We start from the raw sequence: 23,653 nt of genomic DNA on the forward strand, positions 1-23,653 counted from the left end.
GTCAATCAGAGCCTGCCTTCCTCGCGCAACAGTGCGCCGATGCGTTCTATCTCCAGCTCACCCTGAATGAGTGCGGCTTTGCTGGTGTGTACCGAGTAGTAACCTGTGACCAGGTCGTGCGGATGCTTGACTGCCGATCCCAGCACGAAGTGGGTATCACCCTTGGCGACGATGTCGATGGGGCGATCCGAGTCCTCGAAAATAACCAGTTCACCCGCGTCGACCGGACCGCTTGCGTCGAGCTGTCCGGTGTTGACTGCCAGCCAGCCCACGGTGTGACCAGCGGGCGGTGTGTAGCGCCAGTGCTCGCCATCTTTGAGATGTACGGCCAGATAATTCATGTCTTCCGGCGCTGGCAGGCTGCTTTGTGAGTTGCCGTAGCGTCCCAGCAGCACTTTTGCCGGGCCTTGTTGCGCAACCTGCGCTGCCGACAGGTAAACGCTTTGCGCAGGGCCGTTCTCCCGCGCGGCGGGCAGCGCGACCCATAGCTGAAAGCCCCTGACAGCCGAACCGCTTATTGGCTGGGCATCATGCCAGACGCCATTGCCGGCGCTCATCCATTCCACACCGCCGCTGGGCAGTACTCCGGATTTGCCGGTGGTGTCTTCATAGGCCAGTTCGCCTTCGATCATGTAGGTCAGCGTAGCGATACCCGAATGCGGGTGCATGCCGAATCCCGTTTTCCCCGGCTCGGACGTGAAGCCGATTCGATCGAGAAACACGAAAGGCTTCAGTAATTGACCCAGATCGCCCGGGCTCACCAGTCGCGTGATCGGCCCGCGGGTTCTGCCGGTCGTGCGATGGACGATGGCGCGTGGCCGAATGCTGACGATGCTGTTCATGGCGTTCTCCTCTGGGTCTTGATGCCTGAGCGCAAAGAATAAGCGTCAATCGATTGCTTGATTAGCCGGTATAGTTGGCTTGGACTGATCCATAAATACGAGGAATACGGGCGTGACCTTCGATCTCAACGATGTTGCGCTGTTCGTGCAGGTAGTGCGCAGCGGCAGTTTTGCCCAGGCAGCAAGGCACTTGGGCATGCCGTCCAATACGATCAGCCGCAGGGTTCAGCAACTGGAAATGCAACTGGACACTCGCTTGTTGCAGCGCTCAACGCGCAAGCTGGTGCTCACTCAGGCCGGAGAGGATTTCTACGGCCGCTGCGTGGGTGCCGTCGACGGGGTGATGGAAGCCGCAGAACAACTTGCTTCAGGGCGTGATGAGCCGGGCGGCCTGGTGCGTATCGCAGCGATGGCTGATTTCTTCGACTTTTTCTCGATGGACTGGGTGGCCGGTTTTCTCGCCCGTTACCCGCGTGTTCAACTGGAGTTCGTGCTCAGTGATGATCACGCTGACCTGATCGCTGACCGGCTGGACATCGCCTTTCGGGGTGGCCCCTTGCAGGACTCTGGGTACGTAGGGCGGCAACTGATCGATGAAGCCCATGACACGATGGTCGCCAGTCCGGCTTATATTGCCGCTTATGGCATGCCTGATTCCTTGCAGAGCCTGCACAGTCATTACTGTGTCAGCGCCGCGCATCGCGGTGGCGTCACTGCCTGGCGGTTGCTCGGGCCGGACGCGAAGATGCATGAGGTGCACATTGCCAGCCGGTTCAATGCCAACACCGCGCAGGCGTTGCGCAAGGCGACCCTTGCCGGGCTCGGTATCGCGTTGTTGCCCGCGACGCTGATCCGCTCGGATCTGCAGGATGGCCGACTGGTACCGGTACTGACGCAGTACCAGCGCACCAGCCATGGTCTGCATGTGCTTTACCCCAGCCGACAGCATCTGCCGCCCGCGGTGTCGGCATTCATTGCGCTGGTGATGGACAAACTCAGGGACAAGGCGTTTCCGGCGTAATGAGCCGCCTTGGCGGCACGCGATACGTGCGAGTTACTTGATTCGCGACGTCATGTAGATCAGCCGGACGGTGGCGACGGTGATCGCTTCGGCGTCGTTCTTGATGTTTTCCAGCTGATTGCTGTCCACTTGGCCAGCGCCTGCGTTCGATTCGATCAGGCGGGTGAAGTGGTACAGGTTCTGGGTCACATCGTGCAGGTTGCCGTGCAAGCGTTCGACGACGCGGTTGAGCGGGGCGCTGCGCTGACTGTCCGTTGTTATGACAGCGGGGACAATGCGCGTAGCACTGAGGCCGGTGACCACATAGGCAACATCCACTCCGGCATCGAAAATGCTGGACAGATAATCCGCACGGGGAGAGCGGACGCCATTTTCGTAGTTGCCCTGAGCGTTGGTTTCCACGCCACCTATCGCGCCCAGCGCACTTTGCGAAAGTTTGAGGCGCAAACGTTCCTTTTTAAGCCGCGGTCCGATCCCTGTCATCCGTTTGTCCTCGATAAACTGTGCACCGCTACAGTCGGGGTTAACAAGCGTGTCTGGCGTCGACTGATCAGACATCCCGACGAAGGCGAGAGGTTGCGTGTTCAGTTCGATCAGGTACTAACGTGCCAGACAGATGGCAGAGTGTACGTAGGAATCCGGCAGGGTGATACATTTTGTACCGAATTGAACGCTTTGAGCAACGACGTCCAAGTGGCTGGCACAACGGTTTCAGGCTGAAGGCGTTGAAAACGGGAGGTCTTTTGCGCAGACCTCCCGACAGGCTTATAGGCAGCGCGAGGAGCGCTGTGCGGTCCAGCTCGCGGCCGTGGCGGCGATCTTGTCGGCCAACTGGGCCACCGCTTTCTGATGGGCAATGATGAGATTTTCCATGCCATCACCGGCCTGCTCGCGGATCACGCTGCTGCAGGTCAGGCTCTGCCGTTTGCTACCCGCCGTGGCACCGGCATCGCGAAGCCCGAGTGTCCACACCACATCAATGAGCGCGTAGTTGCCGGGCATCGACTCGAAGCGCCTTACGTCCGTACGGATCGACAGCGTTGGCTGATCGCTGTTCTTTGGCAAACCGGCCATGTCGCGGCTGCCGAAGCGACGCTCCAGCTGCGGGGTCAGCGCATCGTGAAACTCGTCGCCCAGGGGGGAACCCCAGCGTTCGGTGTCCAGAATCGCCAGGCTGCCGTTACCCTGACGAACCACCAGCGGTGGCTGGTCGACCTGCACCGGCATGATCACCGGCAGCATTTCGAACTGGAACGGCATGGGTTTGCTGGCGGCAGTGCTGGTCGCGCCCATCGGTGCGATCAGCGTGTAGTAGTGGGTCTGCGTCGATGTGCAGGCACCCAGGCCCAGTGCTGCGGCAAGTACCATCAGTTTCAGGCGCAAGGTCATTGTTTTGGCTCCGGATCAATGGCTCGGGACGAGGACGGGGCGTTGAACGAACGTGGCGCTGCGTCGCCCGTGCGGCCGCGAATCAGCGATTCCGGGTGGCGGCTGAGGAAGTCGGTCAGGACCCGTACCGAACGTGCGGTACGTTGCACTTCATCCATGGCCTGGCCCAGTTGCTGACGCGCGGGTGAATCTTCGGCGAACGAGTCGTTTGCAGTCCCCAGGGTTTTCTCGGCCTGCTGCAAGGTGCCACGCATCTGCGGCAACACGCTGCTGTTGACTTGCTTGAGGGTTTTCTGCAACTCGCTGAGGGTGCCGTTGAGGTTGCCCGCCAGCTGGTCGATCGGCAGGTTGCTGAGTTTCTCGACGAAGGCCTGCAATTGCTCCTGCAGCTTGTCGAAGCTGCCCGGCACCGTCGGAATTTCCAGCGGTCGGGCCTTGGCGTTGAACGCTACCTTCGGTGCCTTTGGATCGAACTCCATGGCAATGTACAACTGACCGGTCAGCAGGTTGCCGTTACGCACCTGGGCACGAAGACCATTGGCCACGAAGGCGCCCAATACCCGGGCAGACTGTTCTTCTTCATCACCCGAGCCGCCGAGTTCCTTGAGCTTGGACTCGGCCGCGCCCAGGCGCTTGGGATAGATCACTGCGCCAACGATACCGGGGAAGGTCTTGGTGGCCGGGTCGTAATCCAGGTCGACCGATACCACTTTGCCGATGTTGACGCCGAGGAAGTCTACCGCCGCATTGACCGTCAGACCGCGAAGCGATTGATTGAAACGCATGCGGATGTAGCGTGGCTCGCCGTCGGGAGGTGCCATCGCCGTGGTCTGGTCATCGAATATCTTGAATTCTGCGTTCTCGTCCGCCGGCTTCGAGTCCGGGCTCCAGTTCGGCTCGCGAAAGGCGATACCACCGGAAATGATCGAGGTCAGGGACTGCGTATTGACCTTGACCCCTGAGGCGCCGACGGTGATGTCGACACCGCTGGCGTTCCAGAAGCGTGTGTCAGTGGTGATGTACTGATCGTTCGGAGCATTGATGAAAATCTGGATGTCGACGCCGCGGCCGTCCTTGGACAGGTCATAGGCCACTACCTGACCGACCTGAATGCGGCGGAAGTAGATCGGTGAGCCGATGTCCAGCGAGCCCAGATCGTCAGTGTGCAGCGTGAAGCGCTTGCCTTTTTCGCCGAAGGTCACCGGCGGCGGCGTTTCCAGGCCGGTGAAGCTGGTCTTGGTTTCCTCGGAACTGCCCGCATCGGCGCCGATGAAGGCACCCGAAAGCAGCGTATCCACACCCGATACCCCATGTGCGCCGATGCGTGGGCGCACCACCCAGAACTGGCTGTCGACCCGCGTAAACGGTGCGGCACTGGTGTTCAGCTCGATGTTGGCCAGCACATGCGTGCGGTCGTCACTGAGGCTGATATCCGTGACCATGCCGATGACCACGTTCTTGTATTTGACCTGGGTCTTGTTGGCTTCCAGACCCTCGGCTGTCAGGAAGCTGACAGTGATTCTGGGGCCGATGTTCATCCAGTCATGCAAGGCCATGGATATGCCAATGATCGCGGCAACGATCGGCACCAGCCAGATCAGCGAGACACGCAGGCGACGACGTTTGACTTCAGGGCGTGGCACTGAAGCAGGCGGGGGGAGGGTACTGTCAGACATCTTCAACCTCTGCGTCCCAGATAAGCCGGGGATCGAAACTCATGGCGGCGAACATCGTCATCACCACTACCAAGCCAAAAAACAGAATACCGATTCGCGGCTCGATGGTGCTGAGCTCACGAAACTGAACAAGAGACGCCACAAGGGCCACAACCAGCACATCGAGCATCGACCAGTAACCGATCAGTTCGATGAAGCGGTACAGGCGCGCGCGCTCGCGCATGGCCCAGGTGCTGCGACGCTGGCAGGTGATCAGCAGCATGCCCAGCACCAGAAACTTGATGCATGGCACCAGAACACTGGCGACGAAAATCAGGATGGCGATGTCCCAGGAGCCGCTTTCGAAAAACTCGATGACGCCGCTCATGATTGTGCTTTCGCTGCGGTTGCCCAGCAGGTTGGTGTACATCACCGGCAGTACGTTGGCCGGGATATAGAAAATCAGCGCGGCAATCAGATAGGCCCAGGTGCGACTGATGCTGTTGGGCTTGCGCCTGTGTACCGGAGAGTCACAGCGCGGACAGCGCGTAGCGTCCTCCTGGCAGGCGTAACCGCAGGTGTGGCACAGGCACAGCTTGTGTTCATGGGCGAAGGGGATGCCGTTCATTGCGGCTGCACTCCCAGTTCATCCCACAGCCGGCGGATATCCTTGTTGGCGATCAGCAGGATCAGCACCATCAGCATGGCCATGGCCCAGAGTCCGACGCCGGGGTGTACGTCGAGCATCCCGGACAGTTTGATGATCGCTACCAGAATGCCGAGCATGCACACTTCGAGCATGCTCCACGGGCGCAAGTGCTCCAGGGCGCGCATGCAGGTTCTGAAGCCGGGTGCGACGATGCCCTTGTGCGCATGTACCAGCACCCAGAACAGCAGGAGGATCTGCAACAGCGGGGCAAAAATGATCGACAGGCCGGCCACCAGGGCAATGATCGTGATCCGCCCTTGAGCGAGGGCTTCGACCGACTGCCAGAGTGTGACCTCGTTGGACAGGCCCTTCATATTGATGCTGATGACCGGGAACAGATTGGCGAATACGAAAAGCATGGCTGCGGCGATGGTCAACGCGAGCAGCTGTTCTATCGTGACTCGATGGCCACGACCGAGCAGTGCCTCGCAGCGAAGGCAGAATGCTGCCTCCCCGGGCTGCAGAGGATGGGCTTCGTAGAGCGAGTCGCAGTGCTCACAGATGATCAGGCCTGAAGAGTGTTCGATAGGATGCACAGTGCTCATCGACGCCATTGATGCAGAGGTAAGGAGGTAAGAACGCGCGGCACGAAAAGATACCTCGTTAATGGCAGCGTGAAGCGTTTTTTTTTGTACGGTCAGCGCTAGCGGATCGGTACAAATCATTGACCGCCAGGGTTCCGGGTGGTTCACATGTCACTGCGCCATTATTCCATGCGCGGAGGATGGTGGCGAATCCGGTAGCAGCGATACCCTCCATCTGTCGACGAAAGGGCATCGCTGCTGCCAGAGTCCTTTGGCAAAAGCCTGTCTCAGAGCTTGCCGGGTTTGACGCGTTGCTTGAGAAAGCCGAGCAACTGGCGGGCAGATGCAGGCACGTTGTGTTCGTCGAACGTCAGGCAGATTTCCCTGGCGTCATCCTCGATGGTGATTTCGTACTGATTCAGGTCCCGCGCTTCATCATTGAAAGCACTGCTGGACTGGTTCAGGCCGCTATCGCTCACCAGCCTCTGCAACTGCTCGGCTTCGGGCTGTTCAAGGGTGGCTGTATCGACTTCACAGCGTTTGACTGCACCTGCAAAACCGCCGGATTGCACTAGACAGACCTTCATTTCAAGCACCTTTGTGGTGGTTATGCGACGGTTATGCCTCGCCTATACCTTTACACCGACCTCTTTCCAGGCCGCCTGCACGGCTTTCTTGGCTTTGGGGCCGAAGCGCGGGTCCGAGGCTATTTTTATGCTGGCCTTGGCACAATCGACGAATTGACTGTCGGAGGCCAGCGCCAGCATCGTTTCATACCAGATTCTGCCCGCCACTTCCCAGGCATTTCCGCCCAGCGCCTTGGCCACCAGCACGAATGCCCGGTTGGGAATGCCCGAGTTGATGTGGACACCGCCGCGATCCTTGGCACCGGTATACAGGTCGGCCATCGTCGCGGGTTGCGGATCATCACCCAGATCCGGATCGTTGGAATACGCAGTGCCGGGTTTTTCCATATCGCGAATGCCTCGTCGCGTCGGGGCGGGCACCAGTAACTCCTTGCCCACCACCCAGTCCGACTCGGCGGCGCTGGTGCCTTGTTTCCACTGGCGCACCAGCATGCCGAATACATCGGCGAAGTGCTCGTTCAAGGCCCCGGACTGCCCGCGGTAGTCCAGGTTCGAGGTGAAACTCTGCACGCCGTGGGTCAGCTCGTGGCCGATCACTTCAAGGCTGCCTGTAAAGCGCTTGAAGACCAGATCATCACCATCGCCGTAAGCCATCTGGCTGCCATTCCAATAGGCATTGCTCAGCGGTACATGCTCGCCGTTGAAATCCACTTCGGCGACGTGCACGGTCGAGACCAGCGACATGCCACTGTCGTCCAGCGAATTGCGTTCGAACAGCTGCGCATAGAAATCATAGACATCGCCCGAGCCATCGTAGGCTTCATCGGTTGCCTTGTCGCCCGTCGCTGCCTGGCCTTCCTTGCGCACCACCACGCCGGGGAGATCGTCAGTGCCCTTGGCGTCATGAATCACGCGGTGCTTTCGCCCGTCAGGCGATTTGATCGCGTGCATCGACGGCATGGTTCGGGCGGTCAGGCGAGAGGCGAGAAACGCCGAGCTGCTCGTCAGGTTGGCAATCGCCCTGGCGCTGACCAGAGACTTGGGGGACTGCGCCATACGCTCGAGCATGTAAGGCGGAATGAAACAATGCAGGGGATTTCGGTCGTCGCACATGATGAACTCCTGTACTAATGCACCGATGGCGGCAAGCCACCGATCAACATGGTCGCAGTCGTGTGACACTTCCTGTGGCGTTTATATGCAACGAAATATCTGATTACATGATCGGCGGTTGCCGCCAAACCGGCCCGATGTGGTGATACCCCCGTATCGCCGGTACTTCACGTCATTCCAGAGGGCGTGCGACACCTCGACACAGGTGATCAACGGGCCGCGCCGCGATGTTAGACTCGCGCCACTTCAGACGAGGAGCAAACCTACGTGCGCAAGACGGTAATGATGATAGTGGTACTGGCTCTGGCCGGATGCGATGCAGGCGGTTCGCGTGCGCCCGCCAGGGAGAAAGTACAGGAGGCTGCAGCGACTGCCCCGGTCTCTACGCCGCAGTGGTTCATTCAGATGAACTCGCGCGAGGCGGTCAGCGATACCAGTGCCTGGTTGCTCGAGCGCAGTTATGCCCCGGTCATCGTGGACGTGGACGGTAAACAGCAGGTATTGATAGGGCCTTATGAAAGCCAGGCCAAGGCCGAGGAAGAGCGCGTGGCGTTACAGGCGAAGGTGACCAAGTCGCACCGTTTTGCCGAGCCTTCGGTGGTACAGCACACCCGATAAGGGCGCTCGCCGGATTTACACCTTATTCATCACGCTTTACTGCATCGGCATCGCGGGCCGGCAACCTGGCCCGCGATGCCGTTCATCAGTCGATCAACGACGACCCAGCAGCAGGCCGACTACCAGGCCAAAGCCGGCAGAAATAGCCACGGTCTGCCATGGGTGACCACCGATGTAGGTTTCGGTCGCTTCAACAACCGGCTTGGTGCGGTCGCGAACGCTGGCCATCGAGTCCAGTGCCTGCTTGAGCTTGACGCTCAACTGCGCGCGCAATGTCTCTGCTTCTTCACCAACCAGAGCAGCACTTTCCTTGAGCAGTTTGTCGGATTCTTCGATCAGTGCCTGCAGGTCACTGAATGCCTGATCCTTGATTTGATCGGCAGCTTGCTGAGCAGGGGTCTTACGAGCCATGGGTGTATTCCTTTCAAGTGGTTGCAACAGTGTTCAATGGAGTCTCGCGCATCCTGAAAAGTTGCAATTGCTTGAATGACCCGACGCAAGACTCTGCAAGCAATGCCCCTTACGGGTGTAAGATGCAGCCGTTTTTAGCCGTAGGTGACTGTGATGAGTTTCAATCTGGCCAATCGGCCGCTCCCCGAACGTACCGCTCTGGAAGACGAAAAATCCCGACTGTTCGAACTGTGGCAGAGCAATCTGGGCAAGGCCAAGGGCGAGGCGGCACGCTTGATGGGCGAGCGCGCCAAGCGCAAGGGCAAGTGGTCTGAGTGGGTTCGGTCCGAGCTGGACACCATGAGTCCGCCGGAATACGCCAACATGGTTCGCAGTGAAGTGAATCGCTTGATGGCGGCGAGCAGGTAGCAGCACCGGCCGACAGCGACCCGACAATCCGGCGCTGATCGTTCTTCACGTTTTAGCGTGAGGGTATCTTGGTAAGGGAGTCTTGCCTTCCTGGCCCGTCAGGCCTTTTGAGAATATTGATGGCCGAAGCCAGTGCAAGATTTACCCAGGGCAGCGTAGCGCGCCATATCGTCGTCACCGCCAGTGCCAGTGCCTTGAGTCTGTTCGCCGTCTTTCTGGTCGACATTCTCACGCTGGTCTACGTATCGATGCTGCATGACCCCGTGCTCTTGGCGGCGGTCGGCATTGCCAAGGTCCTGATGTTTTTCAACGGCGCGCTGGCAACCGGCCTGATCATCGCCGCAGCCTCGGTGCTTTCCGCGCGCGTCGGCCATCGGGCGGCCAGATCGATACCCAGGCTCACCGGCAGCCTGATGCTCATGGTGATCGTAGTCAGCGGTCTGGCCGCCGCCGCGCAGCTGACGTTTATCGTGCCTATCACGCGATGGCTGGGCGCCGAGGCGGCCACTTACGAGGCGGCGCGCAGTTTTATCTGGCTGACCCTGCCTTTTACGGCGTTGCAGGCAGTGATGCAGATGTCGGCGCAGATGCTCAGAACCATTGGTGACAACCGTCGGGCGATGGGCGTCGTGCTGTCCGCTGCCGCCACGCTGGCAGTGGCAGACCCGTTTTTCATCTTCGGGCTCGGCCTGGGGCTCGACGGTGCAGGCATCGCGTTCGCCGTATCGGCGGCCGTTTCCGCGTCCATCGGGCTGTATTGGGTGCGCAGCCGGATAGGCATGGTGTTCACGCGCCATCTGAAACTGTTGCGCCTGCATGCACGGCATACCTTCAGGCTGGCGCTCCCGGCGATGGCGGCAAATCTGGCGACACCCGTCGGTTTGGCTTATCTTGTCGCCTCGCTGTCGGCATTCGGCACCCCGGCCCTGGCCGCGATGACGGTGCTGGATCGGGTCATACAGTTTTCGTACTGCGCTTTTTTTGCCCTGCCTGGGGCGCTTGCTCCGGTGCTGGGTCAGAACATTGGTGCGAGCCGGGATGATCGTGTGCGTTCTGCGGTCATTTTCACCCGGCGGCTGGTGGTCTGTTACGGGCTGGCTGTGTGGCTGGTGCTGGTGCTCTGTGGTGGCATGATTGCCGACCTCTACCAACTGGGGGACGAAGCCCGCGCCGTGTTCATGACCTTTTGCCTGTGGGGCGGCGGTCTTTGGGTTCTGATTGGTCTGGATTTCGTCGCCATCGCCGTGTTCATGACTATGAACAGGTCGTGGTGGGTCGCGGTATTTGCCTGGCTCAGGGCAACGGCGGGTACAGTGCCGTTCGTCTTCGCCGGAACTCACTGGTTCGGCAGCAGTGGTGCCTTGCCCGGCATGTTTACCGGCAATGCGATCATTGCGCTGGTCTCCATCACCACGGCGTCGCTGACGGCGAAACGGTTTTTTACCAGCAGGGCCCCGGTCATGAGCATCGGGGCACATTGAATCAAGGCGTTATCAGGTTTTTATGGTTATCGAAGAATCAGGGAATGAATCCGCAGAAACGCCCCCACCCAAGCGTCGCCGCGCACCCAAGGGAGACATGCGCAGAAAGGCCTTGCTGGACGCCGCTACCGTTGTTTTTGCCAGAGACGGCTATTCGAGTGCGTCGATGCGCGAGGTTGCACTGCTTGCCGGTATTACCACGGTCGGGCTGCTGCACCACTTCCCCAACAAGGAAGCATTGCTCGCGGCCTTGCTGGAACGCAGGGACCAGCGTGTCACGTCGCGCTTTCAGGATCTGGTCACCGAGCCGACGCTTGAAGGGTTTCTGAAGTTTCTCAAACTGAGCATGAGTTTCAGTATCGAAAATGCCGAGGAGTGTCAGGCAGCGCTGCTGATGAATACCGAGAGCCTGTCGAAGGCGCACCCGGCATGGGCCTGGCACCTTGAACGATTCCAGCTGACCCACGAACACGCGCGCGGTCATTTGCAGGCGTTGATCGAGGCGGGGGAAGTGCGCGGCGATATCAATGTCAAAGCCTTGGCCCAGGAGATCTTCTCGGTCATGGACGGCTTGCAGATTCAGTGGCTGCGAAGCCCCCAGGACGTGGATGTCATGGCGGTTTTCGATATCTACGTGCAGCGATTGGGAAGGGATATCAAGGCTCATCCATGAGCCTTGACGGGGTGCATCAGTAGGTCTGTGCCGCGCTGACCTGGACTGCCTTGCGCAGTGGCAAGGGCAGCGGGTTGCTGTCACGAGTGGTCAGTTTTTCCGGGTACAGGGTAATCAGCGTCCTGTTGAGCGTGAGGTTCTCCGAATCCGCGCCGACGAGAATCTTGAACTTGCCGGCATCGACGTCCCAGCTTGCCGTCTTGTCGACGTAGTAAGCCAGGGAGCGCGAGTCTATCGGTACGCTGACGGTCTTGCTCTCGCCCGGCTGCAGGTACACCTTGGTGAAGCCCTTGAGCTCTTTCTCCGGACGGTCCACAGCAGGTTTGACCGGCTGCACATACAGCTGCGCCACCTCGAAGCCTGCCTTGTCGCCGGTGTTGGTCACCGTGAATTTCACGTCGATCGTCGAGCCTGGCGTCAGCACGTTGGTCGACAGTTTCAGGTCGCTGTAGCTGAACGTGGTGTAGGACATGCCGTAACCGAACGGATAAAGCGGCTTGGCGTGTTTCTTGTCATACCCGCGATAACCCATGTACAGGCCTTCGCTGTAGGTCATTTCGGTCAGCGGGTTGCTGCCGCGATAGGCCGCTGGATCCGGATAGGAGGCATAGCTCGGGTTATCCTCGATCTTCTTGTCGATCGTGACCGGCAACTTGCCGGACGGGTTGACCTTGCCGTAGAGAATCTCGGCCAGTGCCTGACCGCCTTGCTGGCCCGGGAACCAGGCTTGCAGCGTGGCGCCGACCTTGTTCGCCCATGGCTGCATGTTGGCCACGCCACCGCCGTGCATGACGACGATGGTGTTGGGATTGGCCTTGGCGACGAAGCTGATCAGTTCAGCCTGTTGGTCTGGCAGGTCGAAGCCGTGGTCGGAACCTTCGCCTTCGTTTTCAGACGTGGTACCGGTCGCCACCACCACCGCATCGTATTTCGACAGGTCCTTTGGCGGACGCAACGCAGCCCAGCTCATCTGTACGCCTGTCAGGCCGCCCAGTGCAGGGATGAAATTGCCCTGTACGCGCTGGTATTCCAGTTTCACGGTATAGGTCTTGCCGGCCGACAACGCCGCAGTTTTCCCCGACGTGGTCAGCGCATTCACCACATCGCCCGAGTAAGGCACGCCGTCGCTCTGCACGATGAGTTCATCGTTGACCCAGAGTTTGTAAGGGCCATCCGCACGCACCTTGAATGCCTGAGCGCCCGAGATGGTGGGCTTGATGGTGGTAGTAAAGCGCGCCGAGAAAGCCCCGGCTGTCGGGCTGAAGCCAGACACCGCCGTGCTGCCTGCGTTGGTCACGTTGCTGCCGGTGGTCCAGTTCAGGTTCACACCGGGCTCGACACGCGTCAGCACCGGGTCACCGGAAAAGCTGGTGTTGGAGAAGTATTCGGCTTTTACCCCGGCATTGCTGATCCCGTTGTCACCGGTTGCTGGCTGATACCACACCGAGCTCGCGGGGTTCAGGCTCATCTCTGACAGATAAGTGACATCGCTGCTGCTGGATGCCAGTTGCTGCAAACCGCTCAGCTCGGTCACGTAGCTGTTGGGTGGTGAGTTAGCGGTGCCGAAAGGCGATGCCGGTACGTCGTGCGCCCAGTTGCCGATCACGGCGATTTTCGCTGAACGCTCCAGCGGCAGCAGCGGTTTGCCGGCAGCGGTGTTCTCGTTGCGCAGCAACACGATGGATTCGCGCGCGGTATTCAGTGCGGCGCGCATGCCGTATTCCGGATGCTCCAGGGTCTTGGCAGTGTTGAGGTTGTCCTGGAAGTCGTAGCTGACGATGCCGCGAAGGTTGCGTTTGACCTTGTCGTCAATCACGTTCTGGGTCAGTTGCCCGCTCCACAGGTAGGGCAGGAGATTGGCTTCGGTAAATTGCAGGCCGGAGGGCATGTCGATGTCCGTACCGGCCCACGCGCCCTTGAAGGCATCATGAATGGCGTTGAAGTCACTGATGACCATGCCCTGATAGCCCCATTCGCCCTTGAGCACTTCAGTGATCAGGTGGTGGTTTTCACAGGCGTAGTCGCCGTTGACCTTGTTGAAGCCGCACATGATCGAGGCGACATTGGCGTTCTTCACCATCGACTCGAAGCCTGGCAGATAAAGCTCGCGCAGGGTGCGCTCGTCGACCTTGACGTCGACCGCCTGACGATTGGCTTCCTGCTCGTTGGCCAAGTAGTGCTTGCCGCTGGCCTGGATACCCTGAGCCTGGATGCCGTTGACGATAGCCGGTGCCAGCACGGCGCCGAGAAACGGGTCCTCACCGCTGACGTATTCTGCCGAACGGCCGTTGTAGGGCGTCCGGTAAAGGTTCACGCCTGGCGAGAGCATCTGCTGACCGCCGGAAATTCGTGTCTCATAAGCGATGGCCAGGCCGAATTCCTTGGCTCGGTTGATGCTCCAGGTCGCTGCCAGCGCAGACTGCGAAGGGTATTGAGCGCCGAACGTGGCGTTGTTGACGTGCACGCCCATGGACGAGTCATACGCCACGGTGCCCTTGATGCCCCACTTGAGCAGCGACGGGATCATGTGACCGTCGTTGACGCGGGTGAAGTTGATCTTTTCCGACTGGTTCATGTTGTCGAGAATCGAGCTGACGCGCGCTTCGACTTCGTTGCCGGTCGCCGGGGTTACGGCGGCGAGTGCAAGGTTGGCCTGCAGGACGCTGAACGTCAGCAGACTCAGGCCCAGCGTCTGTTTGAAGGCTGACAAGACAAGTGTCCTTCCGGTCGATGTGATCGGTTGATTGAGGTTGTTCATGGTCGTTGTGCCTGGGCAGGGGCGTCGTTGGTGTCCACCGGGGCATCGAGCAGGGACGACGAACTCTGTTGTCGGGCCGGGTTGATCTTGTCGGCGCCTGACAGCTGGTCGCGTTTGGCTTCCACCTGGGTCCTGATCTGTTGATCGGACCCAGTGGTATTTGTGCTGGAAGTTGAGTCTGCGGCGAACGTTAAGGCACTTTGCGCGCACAGAAGTACTGCACTGAAAACAGACAGCATTGATCTAGTCATCGATTGACTCTCGATTGATGGTTTGCAGGATAAAAACGGACGGCTGTTGCAATGGCGCAGGGCTCGGCTGAACACTCAGTCTAGCGCGACAGTAAACAGTTCACAGGTCGCTAAAGTATGGGGAATGGAGATTTTAATAAATGATGACATATGGCCATCATATGGTTTTTCCAGATGAGGTCGGAGGATTTAGGCATTATTTAACGAATAAAATCGGTAAATTTGCCGTTTTTAAGACATTAAAAGCCAAAAAACTCCATTATTTTAGGTTTTTATTGTTTTTTAATAAACCTAATTGTCGTTAGGTTTAGTGAGCTGGTAAGCTTCGCATCCTCGTGGTTCGTGCCCGTTTTAAAGGCTGACTCTTTAAGAGAAAGTATCGGGATGTCCACATGAATTAATGAACGCTTAAAGGGGTTTTCACCGCTTGGAGTGAACATTAATCAACGACGCCCTTAATATGTATTCCATTAAAACTGGACGTGAAATTGTGCATTACCGATCAACCTTTGCCATGTACAGATGGCACAAGGGCGATAGGAATAATCAGCCTATGGTGCGTCATTTTTATTTCGTTAAAGGCAATAGTGGTGAGTGACGGAAAACAGCGGGTGGACCTCGCGGTGTTGAGCATCGTCGGTCGCCTGTGCTTCAGCAAACCGCAAAAACTGACATTCGGTCAGATCTACAGGGAGCTGGTGCGCGCTTATTCAAGCGCTCCGGCAATCCATGCCTGTGTGGAAACCGTCGACACGCTGGTCAGGGAAGGGCTGTTGATCTCGACAAGAGTCCTGGAGCCCGATCAGTCATTTCCCTACACCCAGCACATCATCAGCGGTCTGACCGAGATCGGAGCAGCCTCGCTAAGAGGCTGCGAAGAGCCGCGAGTGGTTACTCATTGTATGGCAGCGACAGGTAATACTGGCCCAGTTCAGTCAGCTTGCCCTCAGCGTCCAGCAAGCTGGAAAAGTGCGGGTCGGGGTTCATCCGGCCCGTGAACCAGGCGTATCTGAATACGTCCTGGCGCTGCTCGAGGGTGGCGACCATTTCCGCCATCTGCCGCTTCTGCTTGTCGACTGAATCAATCTGCGCTCCGTCATCCAGGGCGTGCCAATTGGCGAACTCGGTGACCCAGAAGGGTTTTCCGTACTTCGACAGTCGGTCGAGCATCCCTGGCAAGCCATAGTCGTACCAGTGAAAAGCGAGGTAATCGATCCGCGGGTCGCGGTTCTGATTCATGGACCGATAGGCCGCGTAAAAGGCATCGAGCCACACGACCGGGTCGCCGTAGCCCGGCATGGTTCCCCAGTTCATGCCTGGCCCCACCAGTTTTACGCCGGTCTGAGCGGCGATCTGTTCCAGCCTGGGCCAGAAGCTGGCCACCGCTTCGGGCGTCATATTGGCCTGGTCGAGCAGATTGGGCTCATTGATCACCAGCAAATAGCGGATGGCTGAGTGAGCCAGCAGGTATTGCTTCAACTGCCCGTCGTCGACATTGCCGTTCCACACCATCGGGATGAAATCCATGCCGTACATCGAGGCGTAATCGTACGACGCCAGACGGTCATGGGGCCTGGGGCTCCAGTTGTACCACCAGCTCACGCCCGAAGATAACGCACTCAGGTCGGCGGGCAGGGCGATGTCATAGGCGATGCCGCGCTTGGCGCTTTTTTCTGCAGCCCATGCCGGTGCTATGCACAGGCTGAGCATCAGCGTCACAAGGGCCAGAAAGATCGGGAAAAAACGTGCTGACGGGTTCTGTGGGGTCATTGGCAAATCTTCCTTGAGAGTGAGAAGGCGCAGAGCATGCGCTGCAGTCAGCCAGCAGAAAGCATGCCACCTGTATCGCCCTGTTTACCCTGCCAGACCCGGACAGGCATGACCACCCGCCATGGCGCGTTACCAGGGATCTCCTTCTGCCTGGCGCAAATCCAGCGTGCCGCTGTCACTGAAGCGCAGCGTACCAAACAGACCGCCGGCCAGTTTGCCGCGAAGCGTATAGGGCAGGTTGTCCAGGCGCTGGCTCTGACTCAGCCCCAGTGCCTGGCGCAAGGCAGCGAATGCCGACACGCTGACCGGCACCACCAGCATCGCCTCGGAGAAGCGTCCTACAGTGCCTTTCTGGTTGCTCACCCCGGAGGCCAGCAGCCTGTCGTTCACGTCGAGGTCGAGCGCGACGCCGTTGTAGTTGATCTCGGTTTCGTTTGGATTCTGCACCCGCAACGTGACCGCCATGCGCAGTTCCAGGCCCTGGCCGGGGATGGGTTCGATACCCACGACGCTGATCGCCAGCGGGTCTCGATGGGGAATCAGCGCACAGGCGCTCAAGCCGAGGATGAGCAGCCCCGAGAGCAGGGCGCGGATCAGGCGTAGCGACATTCGTGTGCTCCAGCGTCAGGTTCAGTGATCTTCAGACCTCGCCGGTGGTGAGAGATTCGTCGCGTCGGGCACGATGCCGGGATAGCGGCTAATCTGCCTGCCTCAACCATTGCGTCAGCAAGGCAGCAGGTTGATGATTCCACCGTACCTATAAAAACAAGACTGGAGATAGCCATGTCCATCGAAAGGACACCCCCTCATCAAGACCCCGTGGTCATTGTCAGTGCCGTGCGCACGCCCATGGGCGGTTTTCAGGGCGACCTGCAGAGCCTCAGCGCCACCGCCCTGGGTTCGATCGCCATCCGCGCCGCTGTCGAGCGCGCAGGCATCGAGCCTGCAGATGTGGAGCACGTGCTGTTTGGTTGTGTTCTGCCGGCAGGTCTTGGTCAGGCACCTGCTCGACAGGCGGCACTGGGTGCCGGGCTGAGCCATGCGACGCTGTGCAGCACGGTCAACAAAATGTGCGGTTCCGGCATGCAGACCGCAATCATGGCCCATGACCTGTTGCTGGCAGACAGCACTGCAGTGGTGGTGGCTGGCGGCATGGAGAGCATGTCCAATGCGCCTTACCTGCTGGACCGCGCGCGCAGCGGTTATCGCATGGGGCACGGCAAGGTGCTCGATCACATGTTTCTCGACGGACTGGAGGATGCTTATGAGCCGGGCCGGCTGATGGGCACCTTTGCCGAGGACTGCGCCGGGCTAAACGGTTTCAGTCGCGAGGCGCAGGATGCGTTTGCCCTGGCCTCACTGGCTCGTGCGCAACGGGCCATTGCCGGAGGTCATTTCGACGCCGAGATCGTGCCGGTGCAAGTCACCGTGGGCAAAGAGTCGAGGCAAATCACCCACGATGAGCAGCCGCCCAAGGCGCGTCCGGACAAGATTCCCACGCTCAAACCCGCTTTTCGCGAGGGCGGTACGGTCACCGCAGCCAACGCCAGTTCTATCTCCGACGGCGCAGCCGCGCTGCTGTTGATGCGTCAGTCCGAGGCTCGGCGGCGCGGCTTGCGGCCTCTGGCGGTGTTTCATGCGCATGCTGCGTTTGCCGACCAGCCGGGGCTGTTTCCAACGGCGCCGATAGGCGCCATTCAACGCCTTTTGGGCAAGACAGGCTGGAGCCTGGACGACGTCGATCTGTTCGAGATCAATGAGGCGTTTGCCGTAGTGCCGCTGGTGGCGATGAAAGAGCTGGGCCTTGAGCACGAGAGGGTCAATGTCAACGGCGGTGCCTGCGCGCTCGGACATCCGATCGGCGCCTCGGGGGCGCGGATCATCGTGACGCTGCTGGCAGCGTTGCAGCATCGACAGCTCAAGCGTGGCATGGCAGCGATCTGCATAGGCGGCGGCGAGGCGACCGCAATAGCGGTTGAAATTCTGGATTAATCTTATTAATCAACTTCTTATCCTGATAAATGAATGTTGATTATGATAAAGGCCGCTGAAATTTTTATTTAAATAAAAAGGATATTTATCAATGCCTTACGAGACACTTCTCATTGAGGTTATAGATAGCGTGGGCCTGATCAGGCTCAACCGGCCCAAGGCTTTGAACGCTTTGAATGCGCGTCTGATCAACGAATTGAACCATGCACTCGACCAGTTCGAGGCGGACAGCGCGATCGGCTGCATCGTGCTGACCGGTTCTGAAAAAGCCTTCGCCGCCGGTGCGGACATCAAGGAAATGGTCGACCTGTCCTACCCGCAGATCTACCTCGATGACCTGTTTCGTGAAAGCGACCGGGTCGCCGCCCGGCGCAAACCCCTGGTGGCGGCTGTGGCCGGTTTTGCCTTGGGTGGCGGCTGTGAGTTGGCATTGATGTGCGATTTCATTCTGGCTGCCGAAAACGCCAGGTTTGGCCAGCCCGAGATCAATCTCGGCGTGTTGCCGGGCATGGGCGGCACGCAGCGTCTGACCCGCGCGGTGGGCAAAGCCAAGGCCATGGAAATGTGCCTGACCGGCCGGTTGATCGATGCTCACGAGGCCGAGCGCGCCGGTCTGGTGGCCCGCGTGCTGCCGCTTGATCAGTTGCTGCCGGAAGCGCTGGCGGTGGCAGCGGTGATCGCCAGTAAATCCCTGCCAGTGGCGATGATGGTCAAGGAGAGCGTCAACCGTGCATTCGAGGTCAGCCTGGCCGAAGGCATCCGCTTCGAACGCCGGGTCTTTCACGCTGCCTTCGCCAGTCAGGATCAGAAGGAGGGCATGCGCGCGTTTATCGACAAGCGCCAGCCCGATTTCAAGGACTGCTGATCTCCATGGCCCACGATCAGAATACGCTGCGCGTCGACGTGCAGCGCCGCGGCTTGCCCGCGCACAAGCAATCCGTCGTGGGCGCTGATGTGCAGATGCTGACCGCTCGCCAGTCGAATACCGTTGGCCGGGTGTGCAGTCATGCCGTCCAGCCCATGACTCGGTGACAGTACTGCGCAAATCACAGGCCGTTCGGGATGATTGTCGAGAAAGCGGACCAGTACACGTGTGCCTGGCGGTAGCCGATGAATCTCCGGGCAGGCAACCTCGGCCACCGGCCAACGTTGTGCGGGATCGTCTTCCAGACCTTGCACGTGCCAGTCGAAGCGGATGGAACGGTATCCGGGTGGGTCCGGCCGGATGTCGTTGCGCTGCAAGGTGGCGAAATGCTCACCGGTGACCGGGGGTCGAGGGTGGTTGATCGAAGGGCGAAATGGCGTCGCCCACGGTATTACCCTGAAGCTGTTGCAGTAACCGTTGCCTTGCAGCTGTTCAGACTCGGGTGACGAACGTTGCGCTTCGACGAGGATGCGCAGAATTGCCAGAGCATCATGCGCGGCAGCGCCTCTCAGCACCTGTAGCTGCCTGCCCGCGTGCATCACTTCGGTCAGCAGCCACTGATCGTTAAGCAATGGCTCCGGGTGATCGAGCACCTGGATGACTTCACCACACTGCAAGGCAGTGTCGGTGCCTTGTCCTCTGACATCGCGCCGTTCGCAACGCAGGCGCTCCAGCCTGCGACTGCCACGCTGCCGACTCAGCGCCTCCTGATGACTGATTGCTCCACGAAAGCCAGGCGGTTGAAATGCATGATTGGCCGCTATCGTCAGAGGGTGTTCATCGTGTAACGACGAGGCTGCGTGCGCAGGTTGCGGGTGCTCGACGGGCAGTCTTGAAACGTACGGAAACGCCAGTCGTTCGGCCAGGTGCAAGAGCGTCTCTCGCGATGCGCCTGATGCTTCCGGGCGCTTGAAGCGGACCGGCAATGGCTGCGCCGGAAAGCTCGCAGGGTCGTCCGAGAACACCAGCCTGTGGCCGCTCTGGCGATGCTCGAAACGGAAATGCATGCCTTCTTCCTCGCACAAGCGCTGCAACAGGTGCAGATCGCTTTCTCCGTACTGGATATGCAGCGGTCTGGCAGGGTAGAGACCGTTCACGTGCTCGAATCGGTAGGCGTTCGCTCCTATGCCGTGCGCTTCAAGCAACTGCACGATCAGTTGAGGGATCGCAAGGTCCTGATAGGTGCGGTGTTGTTGATGCTGCGCCAGCCGTTGCAGATCGGGCACAAGGGTCAGATGGTAAAGGCTTAGGCGAGCCCCGTTGTGGAGCCGGACCGCATGCTCGATACGGCCATGCCGGCCGCTGCCAGGTTTGCCGAAGCTTAAAAACGCTTCGCGATGCAGCAGGCTGCCGACATCCAGATGCGGATTGCTGCCGATCATCCAGATGTCGAAGCGATACGTTTCGTTGAGGGCTTCATGGCCAGCGAAGCTGATGACATGCAGATCCGGCTGGCAGTCGGTGATCGCCAGCATGATGGGCACTTGCAGGTCCTTGCGCATCTGCGGGGCTCTCCAGCTTCAAAAACGGGGCCGCGCAGGTTACGGAATAAGGGGGCACAAAAGCATTGCTGCAAGATTTTTCGGAAAGAGCCTACAAGCGTTGACGGAAAGACGATGATTGCCGTTGGCCGGATTGGCAGTCATCTTGGCGAGTTCGTCAGGCCAATCTGTCTGTCGGGGGTTTCATCTGCCGTGATCGCGTATAAAATGCGCCGCGCCGGACAGGGTATTTGCCGGTGACCCTTTTTCAGCGCCTTGCCAGCGCCGCGTTCTGTCAGTCATGCAGGCGCAGGCGGCGAGGTGCCTAGCGAATCAAGAGAGCAGACATGGGCGCACAGTGGAAGGTCAAGCATAAAGAAGCGGCAGCCAATGCCAAGGGACGTACGTTTGGCAAGCTGTCCAAGGAGATCATGATCGCGGCTCGCGCTGGTGCAGACCCGGACATGAACTCGCGTCTGCGGCTGGTGGTCGAGCAGGCCAAGAAGGCTTCGATGCCGCGCGAGACCCTGGAGCGTGCCATCAAGAAAGGCGCAGGCCTGCTGGGTGAGAGCGTCAACTTCGAGCGTCTGACCTACGAAGGTTTTGCGCCGCACCGCGTGCCGGTGATCGTCGAGTGCCTGACCGACAACATCAACCGGACGGTCTCGGAAATTCGCGTGCTGTTCCGCAAGGGCCAGCTGGGCGCTGCGGGCTCCGTATCTTGGGACTTTTTGTATCAGGGCATGATCGAGGCTGTTCCTGCATCACCGGATGCCGATCCGGAGCTGGCGGCAATCGAGGCCGGCGCCCAGGATTTCGAGCCAGGTGAAGAGGGCGCGACGCTGTTCCTCACCGAATCCACAGACATGGACGCGGTCTGCAAGGCGCTCCCTGAATTCGGTTTCACCGTCCAGTCCGCGCAACTGGGCTACCGCCCGAAAAGCACCGTGGACGGGCTGACCGATGAGCAGATGGCCGAAGTCGAAGCGTTTCTCGAAGCCATCGACAATCACGATGACGTGCAGAACGTGTACGTGGGCCTGGCAGGCTGATCACTGTGCAATGGAGCGCTTTACGCGCTCCATGCTTTTATCTGTAGAAGAATCTCTGCCAGCGACGGTCGTTGCTGGCAATCAGGCTGCACGCAGCTCGCCTGCAGGGCCTGTAGGCCCGCCATGACGTTCTGGTCCTGCGTATCTGCCTCGCAACGCTCCAGCAATTCCCCCAGCAAGATACCGAATGCGCGTGTTTCGATGCGCTCCAGCGCCTTCCCCTGCACGGCTGACGGGTGAAAGGACGCCGCACCGAAGTCGCTCAGCAGACAATGACCATCCTCCTGCACAAGAATGTTGTGGCCATAGAGGTCGCCATGCGTGATCCCGCATGTATGCAGATGCGCGGTGACCGATGCGATGCCTTCAGCGAGGCGCAGCAGCACCGGCAGGGAAAAGCGCGTGTCGCTGGCATAGACATCGCGGCTACAGGACTCCAGGCTCGGCGGGCCGGCAAGATTGCCGAAAGCGGGGGCGATCAGCGCCATGACCAGACCGCGTTGCTGCTCGGGATGCCCGCTGATCTGTCCTAGAACCTCGATCAGCTGTGCGTGCCGGCCTGCGGCGATGCAGGCGGCCATTTCATTGAGGGGCGAGCCATCGCTGGTGACTGTGCCCTTGTACAGCTTGACCGCTGCCATGCGCTCAGCGCCGGCGTCATGCCAGACCGCCTGCTGAATGATCCCCGACGCACCTTCGCCCAGGCGTTGATGAAGGCTGAGGTGTTGCCAAGGGATTTCCCGGATCGGCACAGAGGGGCGTTCGGCGCACAACGGATTGTCGGCGAAGGCGAGCCATGCCAGGGCGGGCAGGCTCAGCAGCCAGTCCGGCAACTCGGTCAGGCAATTGGCTGCAATGCGGATCAGCTCCAGCTTGTGACACTGCGCAAGGGTCGTGGGCAGGGTGCGTAAGCGGTTGCCGGCGAGCATCAGTTTTTGCAGGTCCGGGCGGCGGCCCAGTTCGTCGGGCAGCGACTCAATATGGTTATCGGTGAGGATCAGCCAGCGCAGGCGAGGTGGCAGTGCAGCGGCGCTGACCTGTTCTATGCGGTTGGCCTTGAGGCCGACGATCTGCAACTGCTGGCATTGGCCAATGCTTTCCGGCAGGTGCGTAAAGGCATTTTCTGATGCGAAGAGCACGCGCAGGCGTGTCAGGCGACACAGGTCGTCAGGCAGCGAGGTCAGCCTGTTGCCGCTGAGATTCAAGACTTCAAGCGTGTCGGCCAGGTCGAAGATTTCGACCGGGAATTCGCTCAGGCCACAGGAGAGGTCAAGGCGTTTGATGCCTGCCAGCTTGCCGGCGCGTAGATCTGCGAGGGTGTGCATGAATAGGTTCGGTCATTGATGTCGGACGAGGCGCGCATGATAACGGGAGTTGCGGCTGCTGACTCCCTGCAAAGCGGCTCAGCTCAGGCAGCGGTCGACCCATTGGCGCACGCGTTCGGGCGTAGGTGCCGATTCGGCATACAGAATCCGGTAAATCATCGGCGCAACGACGGCATCGATCATATCGTCGGCACTGGGGGAAACTTCCCCGCGGGCGATGGCGCGATCGATCATGACCTGCAACTGCTCGCGAACCATTGCCGCGCACTTGCCGACACAGCCGGACGTGCTCGCGACGACGTCGCGCATCAATGCCCGGCCAGGCGCCGAGGCCATTTCGTCCAGATACATTTCACTCCAGGTCAGCAGGTCCTGATGCAGGCTACCCTGATCGATCGGCGCGTCAGGGCGCAGACGCTCCAGGGCAGCGTCCGCTAGCAGTGTGGTCAGATCACCCCAGCGGCGATAAATAGTCGACGGCGTAACACCTGCCCGGGTCGCGATCATCGGCACGCTGAGTGCTGACCGATCGTGCTCCAGCAACAAATCGCGCACGGCGCGGTGAATGGATTCCTGCACGCGGGCGCTGCGGCCTCCGGTGCGAACTGCTTCTTTGATAGCCATGCCGCGGACCTTAACACAAAGTATTTGCTTTAAGCGCTATCACG

At 59.6% G+C, this 23,653-nt stretch carries 24 protein-coding genes and 1 pseudogene; 9 read left to right on the forward strand and 16 right to left on the reverse strand.

Translation table 11 applies throughout. The features are described 5' to 3' along the window. Window positions 1-5: 5 nt before the first annotated feature. Entirely contained in the window at window positions 6-842 is an 837-nt protein-coding gene (locus JOE33_RS24565) for a pirin family protein (protein WP_010428222.1), read from the reverse strand. A 112-nt stretch (window positions 843-954) separates the two neighbouring features. On the opposite strand from JOE33_RS24565, the gene JOE33_RS24570 reads away from it, so the two are divergent. Next, window positions 955-1,863, forward strand: coding sequence for a LysR family transcriptional regulator (locus JOE33_RS24570; protein WP_187625487.1), 909 nt, complete (start codon window positions 955-957; stop codon window positions 1,861-1,863). A 33-nt stretch (window positions 1,864-1,896) separates the two neighbouring features. Here the strand turns inward: JOE33_RS24570 and JOE33_RS24575 are convergent, their stop codons facing one another. From JOE33_RS24575 to JOE33_RS24605, 7 genes are all read right to left on the reverse strand, one after another. Next, window positions 1,897-2,346 (reverse strand): helix-turn-helix transcriptional regulator, encoded by a 450-nt coding sequence (locus tag JOE33_RS24575; RefSeq protein ID WP_032612664.1) that lies wholly within the window; start codon window positions 2,344-2,346, stop codon window positions 1,897-1,899. A 282-nt stretch (window positions 2,347-2,628) separates the two neighbouring features. Then, complete coding sequence (locus tag JOE33_RS24580) at window positions 2,629-3,252, reverse strand: PqiC family protein (RefSeq protein ID WP_096124830.1); 624 nt, start codon at window positions 3,250-3,252, stop codon at window positions 2,629-2,631. Continuing rightward, entirely contained in the window at window positions 3,249-4,928 is a 1,680-nt protein-coding gene (locus JOE33_RS24585; protein ID WP_032613025.1) for an MlaD family protein, read from the reverse strand. The genes JOE33_RS24580 and JOE33_RS24585 overlap by 4 nt, the downstream gene beginning before the upstream one ends. After that, complete coding sequence (locus tag JOE33_RS24590; RefSeq protein WP_032612668.1) at window positions 4,921-5,535, reverse strand: paraquat-inducible protein A; 615 nt, start codon at window positions 5,533-5,535, stop codon at window positions 4,921-4,923. The genes JOE33_RS24585 and JOE33_RS24590 overlap by 8 nt, the downstream gene beginning before the upstream one ends. After that, window positions 5,532-6,161 (reverse strand): paraquat-inducible protein A, encoded by a 630-nt coding sequence (locus JOE33_RS24595; RefSeq protein WP_187625486.1) that lies wholly within the window; start codon window positions 6,159-6,161, stop codon window positions 5,532-5,534. The genes JOE33_RS24590 and JOE33_RS24595 overlap by 4 nt, the downstream gene beginning before the upstream one ends. Window positions 6,162-6,427: 266 nt before the next feature. Next, complete coding sequence (locus tag JOE33_RS24600; protein ID WP_032612670.1) at window positions 6,428-6,727, reverse strand: protealysin inhibitor emfourin; 300 nt, start codon at window positions 6,725-6,727, stop codon at window positions 6,428-6,430. 42 nt (window positions 6,728-6,769) lie between these two features. Next, entirely contained in the window at window positions 6,770-7,840 is a 1,071-nt protein-coding gene (locus JOE33_RS24605) for a M4 family metallopeptidase (RefSeq protein ID WP_032612671.1), read from the reverse strand. Between the two features lie 267 nt (window positions 7,841-8,107). Here JOE33_RS24605 and JOE33_RS24610 point away from each other — a divergent pair, with 267 nt between their 5' ends. Continuing rightward, a complete protein-coding gene (locus JOE33_RS24610; protein ID WP_096126246.1) occupies window positions 8,108-8,458 on the forward strand; it encodes a hypothetical protein in 351 nt (116 codons plus the stop codon). A gap of 93 nt (window positions 8,459-8,551) precedes the next feature. Here the strand turns inward: JOE33_RS24610 and JOE33_RS24615 are convergent, their stop codons facing one another. Further along, entirely contained in the window at window positions 8,552-8,869 is a 318-nt protein-coding gene (locus JOE33_RS24615) for a DUF883 family protein (RefSeq protein ID WP_003400563.1), read from the reverse strand. Window positions 8,870-9,022: 153 nt separating this feature from the next. Here JOE33_RS24615 and JOE33_RS24620 point away from each other — a divergent pair, with 153 nt between their 5' ends. The 3 genes from JOE33_RS24620 (at window position 9,023) to JOE33_RS24630 (ending at window position 11,431) form a co-directional block, all read left to right on the forward strand. Next, window positions 9,023-9,277 carry a hypothetical protein gene (locus JOE33_RS24620; RefSeq protein WP_003315380.1) on the forward strand — a complete coding sequence of 85 codons (255 nt, stop codon included), beginning with the start codon at window positions 9,023-9,025 and terminating at the stop codon, window positions 9,275-9,277. A 119-nt stretch (window positions 9,278-9,396) separates the two neighbouring features. Beyond that, on the forward strand, window positions 9,397-10,758 hold the full coding sequence (locus JOE33_RS24625) for an MATE family efflux transporter (protein ID WP_096126245.1): 1,362 nt from the start codon (window positions 9,397-9,399) through the stop codon (window positions 10,756-10,758). Window positions 10,759-10,780: 22 nt separating this feature from the next. Then, the gene (locus JOE33_RS24630) at window positions 10,781-11,431 is read left to right on the forward strand and encodes a TetR/AcrR family transcriptional regulator (RefSeq protein ID WP_025990839.1); all 651 of its coding nucleotides are present in this window, start codon (window positions 10,781-10,783) and stop codon (window positions 11,429-11,431) included. Window positions 11,432-11,447: 16 nt separating this feature from the next. Here the strand turns inward: JOE33_RS24630 and JOE33_RS24635 are convergent, their stop codons facing one another. Further along, window positions 11,448-14,189, reverse strand: coding sequence for a glycoside hydrolase family 3 C-terminal domain-containing protein (locus tag JOE33_RS24635; protein ID WP_187625485.1), 2,742 nt, complete (start codon window positions 14,187-14,189; stop codon window positions 11,448-11,450). Beyond that, window positions 14,186-14,428, reverse strand: a complete 243-nt coding sequence (locus JOE33_RS24640) for a hypothetical protein (RefSeq protein ID WP_025990840.1) — start codon at window positions 14,426-14,428, stop codon at window positions 14,186-14,188. The genes JOE33_RS24635 and JOE33_RS24640 overlap by 4 nt, the downstream gene beginning before the upstream one ends. 554 nt (window positions 14,429-14,982) lie before the next feature. Here JOE33_RS24640 and JOE33_RS26075 point away from each other — a divergent pair. Next, a pseudogene (locus tag JOE33_RS26075) lies at window positions 14,983-15,306 on the forward strand (hypothetical protein); the annotation flags it as partial. Window positions 15,307-15,331: 25 nt separating this feature from the next. Here the strand turns inward: JOE33_RS26075 and JOE33_RS24650 are convergent. Then, on the reverse strand, window positions 15,332-16,210 hold the full coding sequence (locus JOE33_RS24650; protein WP_187625484.1) for a glycoside hydrolase family protein: 879 nt from the start codon (window positions 16,208-16,210) through the stop codon (window positions 15,332-15,334). A gap of 129 nt (window positions 16,211-16,339) precedes the next feature. Beyond that, window positions 16,340-16,819, reverse strand: a complete 480-nt coding sequence (locus JOE33_RS24655; protein ID WP_010431666.1) for an LEA type 2 family protein — start codon at window positions 16,817-16,819, stop codon at window positions 16,340-16,342. 174 nt (window positions 16,820-16,993) lie between these two features. Here JOE33_RS24655 and JOE33_RS24660 point away from each other — a divergent pair, with 174 nt between their 5' ends. Then, complete coding sequence (locus JOE33_RS24660) at window positions 16,994-18,202, forward strand: acetyl-CoA C-acyltransferase (RefSeq protein ID WP_010431663.1); 1,209 nt, start codon at window positions 16,994-16,996, stop codon at window positions 18,200-18,202. A 91-nt stretch (window positions 18,203-18,293) separates the two neighbouring features. Then, complete coding sequence (locus JOE33_RS24665) at window positions 18,294-19,067, forward strand: enoyl-CoA hydratase (protein WP_187625483.1); 774 nt, start codon at window positions 18,294-18,296, stop codon at window positions 19,065-19,067. On the opposite strand, the gene tssI is transcribed toward JOE33_RS24665, so the two are convergent. Beyond that, window positions 19,007-20,629 carry a type VI secretion system tip protein TssI/VgrG gene (gene tssI, locus JOE33_RS24670; protein WP_010431658.1) on the reverse strand — a complete coding sequence of 541 codons (1,623 nt, stop codon included), beginning with the start codon at window positions 20,627-20,629 and terminating at the stop codon, window positions 19,007-19,009. The two genes, JOE33_RS24665 and tssI, sit on opposite strands and share 61 nt — an antisense overlap. 326 nt (window positions 20,630-20,955) lie before the next feature. Between tssI and JOE33_RS24675 the strand changes: the two genes are divergently transcribed. Then, on the forward strand, window positions 20,956-21,660 hold the full coding sequence (locus JOE33_RS24675; protein ID WP_010431655.1) for a YebC/PmpR family DNA-binding transcriptional regulator: 705 nt from the start codon (window positions 20,956-20,958) through the stop codon (window positions 21,658-21,660). A gap of 20 nt (window positions 21,661-21,680) precedes the next feature. Here the strand turns inward: JOE33_RS24675 and JOE33_RS24680 are convergent, their stop codons facing one another. Together JOE33_RS24680 and JOE33_RS24685 are read right to left on the reverse strand one after the other, a co-directional pair. Continuing rightward, the gene (locus tag JOE33_RS24680; RefSeq protein WP_187625482.1) at window positions 21,681-22,985 is read right to left on the reverse strand and encodes a leucine-rich repeat-containing protein kinase family protein; all 1,305 of its coding nucleotides are present in this window, start codon (window positions 22,983-22,985) and stop codon (window positions 21,681-21,683) included. Window positions 22,986-23,063: 78 nt separating this feature from the next. Continuing rightward, window positions 23,064-23,609: a TetR/AcrR family transcriptional regulator gene (locus JOE33_RS24685; protein ID WP_122694239.1), complete on the reverse strand. Its 546-nt coding sequence runs from the start codon at window positions 23,607-23,609 to the stop codon at window positions 23,064-23,066. Window positions 23,610-23,653 lie beyond the last annotated feature (44 nt).

It is taken from the genome of Pseudomonas sp. PvP027 (genome assembly GCF_017833005.1).
Lineage (GTDB): Bacteria > Pseudomonadota > Gammaproteobacteria > Pseudomonadales > Pseudomonadaceae > Aquipseudomonas > Aquipseudomonas congelans.